Annotated in this window: 4 protein-coding genes and 1 pseudogene; 4 read left to right on the top strand and 1 reads right to left on the bottom strand. The window is 73.5% G+C overall.

The features are described 5' to 3' along the window. Positions 1 to 484 precede the first annotated feature (484 nt). A complete protein-coding gene (locus ACTUAL_RS31000; protein WP_177154344.1) occupies positions 485 to 1,354 on the top strand; it encodes a M23 family metallopeptidase in 870 nt (289 codons plus the stop codon). 404 nt (positions 1,355 to 1,758) lie between these two features. Beyond that, the gene (locus ACTUAL_RS30995) at positions 1,759 to 2,709 is read left to right on the top strand and encodes an LLM class F420-dependent oxidoreductase (protein ID WP_440902715.1); all 951 of its coding nucleotides are present in this window, start codon (positions 1,759 to 1,761) and stop codon (positions 2,707 to 2,709) included. 3 nt (positions 2,710 to 2,712) lie between these two features. On the opposite strand, the gene ACTUAL_RS30990 is transcribed toward ACTUAL_RS30995, so the two are convergent. After that, positions 2,713 to 3,171: a peroxiredoxin gene (locus ACTUAL_RS30990; protein ID WP_440902714.1), complete on the bottom strand. Its 459-nt coding sequence runs from the start codon at positions 3,169 to 3,171 to the stop codon at positions 2,713 to 2,715. 110 nt (positions 3,172 to 3,281) lie between these two features. Between ACTUAL_RS30990 and ACTUAL_RS30985 the strand changes: the two genes are divergently transcribed. Beyond that, on the top strand, positions 3,282 to 4,244 hold the full coding sequence (locus ACTUAL_RS30985) for a LacI family DNA-binding transcriptional regulator (protein ID WP_440902713.1): 963 nt from the start codon (positions 3,282 to 3,284) through the stop codon (positions 4,242 to 4,244). A gap of 349 nt (positions 4,245 to 4,593) precedes the next feature. Then, positions 4,594 to 4,792, top strand: a pseudogene (locus ACTUAL_RS30980) (4-alpha-glucanotransferase); the annotation flags it as partial.

The following is a 4,792-nucleotide window of genomic DNA, read 5'->3' as shown; positions in this document are numbered from 1 at the left end:
TTTCCGGTGCGCGGAAGCCGGTGGCGGGTGGGTGGTTCCGCCGTTCGGCCCAACCACGCTTCGTCACGCGTTCGGGGGCAAACCCCGATTTCGCGGCGCGTTCCCCGGTTCGTCGATCACCGGTGAACGGGCTGGTCAGGGTGGCGATTCCGGGTCGGGTGGGCTGGGTGGCCCGTGCGGGGGCGCGGCGGCGCCGATCTCTGAACCGGTTCGGACGGCACGGGGTTGACCTGCGCGGATAACGGTCGGCGGGCGAGACGTCCCGGTCTTTGAACACGCTGCGTAGTCGGCGGTGGCTTATCTCACTAAATCTCCGCAGTTCGCCACGAATGGGTTGCCCACTTTCGTGACGTCGGGTTACGTTCTCCGCCGCATGTCACGGTTCGGTCTCTAGCAGGCAACGGAGGTGCTCCCCGAAGGCACCTCCACCCGGTCCCCCGGCCGGGTGTCCTGGACCGAGCCCCCCGAAATGCCTGGAGGAAAGTTGGCCCGCCACACGCACGCCCCCGGTCGCACCGCCTTCACGGCACCGCCGAAGAAGGCTCCCGCGCCCGGTCGTCGCGGCTCGCACCGCGCGGAGGACGACAGGTCCCCGCTGCGTGGCCGGGTCACCGCCGCCGCCGTCGTCGCGGGCGCCATCGCGACCGGCTCCGGCTTCTTCAACGCCGTCGGCACCAGCGCCATCCCGCTCGCCGCCGGGGGAGACCTGGCGGGCGCGCTGCTGGTCCCCAGCGAGGGGGCGCCCGCGCAGGCGTCCGGCGCGCTCCTGACCGTGCACGAGGTGAACCCCGGCCTGGAGTCCGCGAAGCTCGTGCGCGGCGAGGGCATGGTGGCGCTCCAGCAGGTCGACCGCGTGGTGCAGCAGGCGAGCGCCGACTACGCGGTGAAGCAGGAGGAGCTGCGCAAGCAGCAGGAGGCCGAGGCCGCCGAGAAGGCGCGCAGGGAGGCCGAGGAGGCGGCGAAGCGGCCGAAGGTCGTGAAGCCCGCGCAGGGCTCGTTCACGTCCGGCTTCGGCGCCCGCTGGGGCACCACGCACTACGGCATCGACATCGCGAACTCGATCGGCACCCCGATCCTGTCGGCGATGGACGGCACCGTGATCGAGGCGGGCTCCGCGTCCGGCTTCGGCCTGTGGGTGCGCGTGCAGCACGACGACGGCACGGTGACCGTGTACGGGCACGTGGACACGATCGTGGCGTACGCGGGCACCAGGGTGTCGGCGGGGCAGCAGATCGCCACGATGGGCAACCGGGGCCAGTCGACGGGGCCGCACCTGCACTTCGAGGTGTGGCTCAACGGCGGTCAGAAGATCGACCCGGTCGGGTGGCTGGCGCAGCGCGGGATCGCGCTCTGAGGTTGTCGGGTCGGACTCCTGGCGGGCCTGCGCACCTCTTGGGTGCCCCTGATCGGGGGCACTAAACACGTCGGGTGGGGGAGCTGTCCAGCGGCGGGCCTGTGCGCGGGTTACGGCTGGATGGATGGGACCACCCCCGCATGTGCGGGGAAGACCTGCACGTCGGGCGTGGTTTGGGGGACAAGTACGGACCACCCCCGCATGTGCGGGGAAGACGCTTGTTGACCAGCGAGTTTATCCGTCCAAGGGGTCGTTTTCATTCGGTTCAGCGGAGTCTCGGATCCAGCGCCTGGTCCTGCCCGCCACAAGCCGCCCCTCGCACCCCTCCCATTCCCCCATTCGGCATACCGACCAGTCGGTACCCTGCGGTACGGTGCCCTCACCTGGAGCTCTGGGAGGCCACCGTGGGTCGTTGGGGTGTCACGCTGCCGTTGACCGGTGTCCCGATCCTCGACCACCAACCCCTCGTCTCCGAGCTCACCGCCCTCGGCTACACCGACATCTGGTCCGCCGAGACCTCCGGCGCCGACGCGTTCACCCCGCTCGCCCTCGCCGCCCAGTGGTCGCCCACCGCCCGCCTCGGCACCGCCATCGCCCCCGTCTACACCCGCGGCCCGGCGCTGCTCGCCATGTCGGCCGCCACGCTCGCCGAGGTCTCCGGCGGGCGGTTCGTGCTCGGGATCGGGTCGTCCTCGCCCGCCATCGTCTCCCGGTGGAACGGGCAGGAGTTCACCGAGCCCTTCGCCCGCACCCGCGACACCCTCCGCTTCCTCCGCTCCGCGCTCGCGGGGGACAAGGTCACCCGTGAGTACCCGACGTTCAGCGTCAGCGGCTTCCGGCTCGAGAAAGCGCCCGCGCACCACGTGCCCATCATGCTCGCGGCGCTGCGGCCGGGGATGCTCCGCCTCGCCGCGCGGGAGGCCGACGGGGCCATCACCAACTGGCTCGCCGCCACCGACGTCCCCCGCGTCCGCGAAGCGCTCGGGGACAAGGAGCTCGCCGCCCGGATCTTCGTCTGCCCCACCGAGGACGCCGACGCCGCCCGCGCACTCGGCCGCGCCCTGATCTGCGCCTACCTGACCGTCCCCGCCTACGCCGCCTTCCACGACTGGCTCGGGCGCGACAAAGTCCTCGCACCCATGCGCGAGGCCTGGTCGGCGGGCAGGCGCAAGGAGGCCAACGCGCTCGTGCCCGACGAGGTCGTCGACGCGCTCGTCGTGCACGGCAGCGCCGAGCAGTGCCGGGCGCGCGTCGCCCAGTACGCCGCCAACGGCGTCGACACCCCGATCATCGGCCTCCTGCCCACGGGCGGGGACCAGCTCGACCTGGTGCGTCGGCTGGCCCCCGGCGCCTGAGCCTCAGCTCCCCGCGCGCTCCCGCAGCACCGCCAGCGCCTTGTCGGCGTGCGCGTTCATCGCGAACTCCGACTTGATCACCTCCAGGACCGTCAGGTCCGTGCCGATCACGAACGTGTGCCGCTTCACCGGCAGCGGCCCGAACCGCCGCTTCACCCCGAACGCCTCGGCCACCGCGCCGTCCGCGTCGGACAGCAGCGGGTAGTCGAAGCTGTTGATGTCCGCGAACTGCTTCTGCCGCGCCACCGAGTCCGTGCTGATGCCCACCCGCTGCGCGCCCGCCTGCGCGAACTCGGTGGCCAGGTCCCGGAAGTGGCAGCTCTCGGCCGTGCACCCGCTGGTCATCGCCGACGGGTAGAAGAACAGCACCACCGGCCCGTCCGCCAGCAGCGCGGACAGGGTGCGCGGTTCGCCGTCCTGGTCGGGCAGCGTGAAGTCGCTGACCTGATCGCCTGGCTTCATCGGGGGTCCTCTCGACGGGGTGCGGTGCCTGGCCATGATCGTCCCAGGGCCGCTCGGCGGCGGGTCGCCGGGAGGTTCTCGATACCCTCGGGTGAAGCCTGGAGGTGGGGATGACCAGCATGTCCGACGTGGCGAAGGCCGCCGGGGTCTCCGCGGCGACGGTGTCGCGCGCGCTGCGCGGCGAGCCGGGGGTGTCGGAGAGCACCCGCGAGCACGTCGCCGAGGTGGCCAAGCGGATGCGCTACGCGATCGCCCGCGACGCCTCCAGCCTCGCGGGCGGCAGGCGCTACGCGGTCGCGGTGCTCACCGCCGACGTCGGGCGCGGCGACCTGCTCGCGGGCGCCGAGTCCGCGCTGCGCGAGGCGGGCTACGACGTGCTGCTGGACGTGCTCAACGACCCCGCCGCGCGCGCCCGCTTCTTCGACCAGGTGCCCACCGGCCGCCGCGTCGACGGGGTGCTCGCGCTGGCCACGAGGCCCACCGAGGCCGAGCGGGCGGCGCTGGACGGGGCGGGCGTGCCGGTCGTGCTGGTCGAGGACGGCGACCTCGGCGAGGCCGTCGCGCTCGCCGCCAGGCACCTCATCGGGCACGGCCACCGCGAGGTCGCGCTGGTGCTCGCCGAGGACGTGGACGAGTCCCTGGACGAGGTGCTCGCCGCCGAGGGGCTGGCGGTGCGTCCGGAGTGGACGGTGTGGTCCTCGCCGACCGTCGCGGGCGGCGAGCAGGTGGTCGACGCGCTGCTCGACGGCGGGGCCCTGCCCACGGCGGTGATCAGCTCCAGCGGCGAGGTGGCGCTCGGCGTGTACCTGCGGCTGCGCCGCGACGGCCGCGAGGACGTCTCGGTGGTCAGCCTGGAGGGCGCGGAGCTGGCGCGCGCGGTGGGCATCACCGCCGTGGAGGGCGCGTGGCGCGAGCGCGGCGAGCACGCCACCGCCGTGCTGCTGTCCGCCCTGCGCGGCGACGCACAGCCGCACGCGGAGGCCATCGCGCCGCCCTCGGCGCAGCTCGTGGTGCGGGGATCGAGCGGGCCCGCGCCGCGCAGCGGCGCGATCCCCCCAACCGTCGCACCCTAGCCCCCACCGCCACCCAGTGCTCTTGGTCTTTTCCCCGGTTTCGCACCGCGCCCCCAAGCCCTGGGCCCAGCCCGGCGGACGCACTCCGCCACCGGCCCACCCCGACTCCCCACAACTTCCCCCCCACCACCCCCGAAACCCGTGCGGCACCTGCGGGTTCGACCGGCCCCGGCTCGGGCATTCCCCCACCGTGGCCGACTCCGCGAACCAGCCGACCAGCACCACGCCCCCGCCCGGCAGCACCGCCCGGCCCGAGGAAACCGCCCTGCCCGACCCCACCCCCGAGGCCGGCACCGCTCCCAGCCACTCGACCGGGCCATCCGGTAGTGCGGCTTCCTGCAACCATCGGGTGACCACGCCTGACCTGCCTGGCCTCGACCACCCGCCCCGGACGAAGCTGTCCAGCGTGGACGAGGACCTGGCCGCGCTGGCCCGTGCGCACGGAGTCGCGACCTGGTACGAGGACGCGGGCGACAGCCGCGTCGAGGTGGACGCCGACGTGGTCGTGGCCGTGCTGGCCCAGCTCGGCGTCGACGCCTCCACCCCGG

The organism is Actinosynnema sp. (assembly GCF_052038725.1).
This window is presented reverse-complemented; position numbering and strand designations above follow the sequence as displayed.

Coding starts and splice junctions, on each gene's coding strand:
- ACTUAL_RS30990 (WP_440902714.1), bottom strand. CDS start 3,171: ATGAAGCCAGGCGATCAGGTCAGCGACTTCACGCTGCCCGACCAGGAC.
- ACTUAL_RS30985 (WP_440902713.1), top strand. CDS start 3,282: ATGACCAGCATGTCCGACGTGGCGAAGGCCGCCGGGGTCTCCGCGGCG.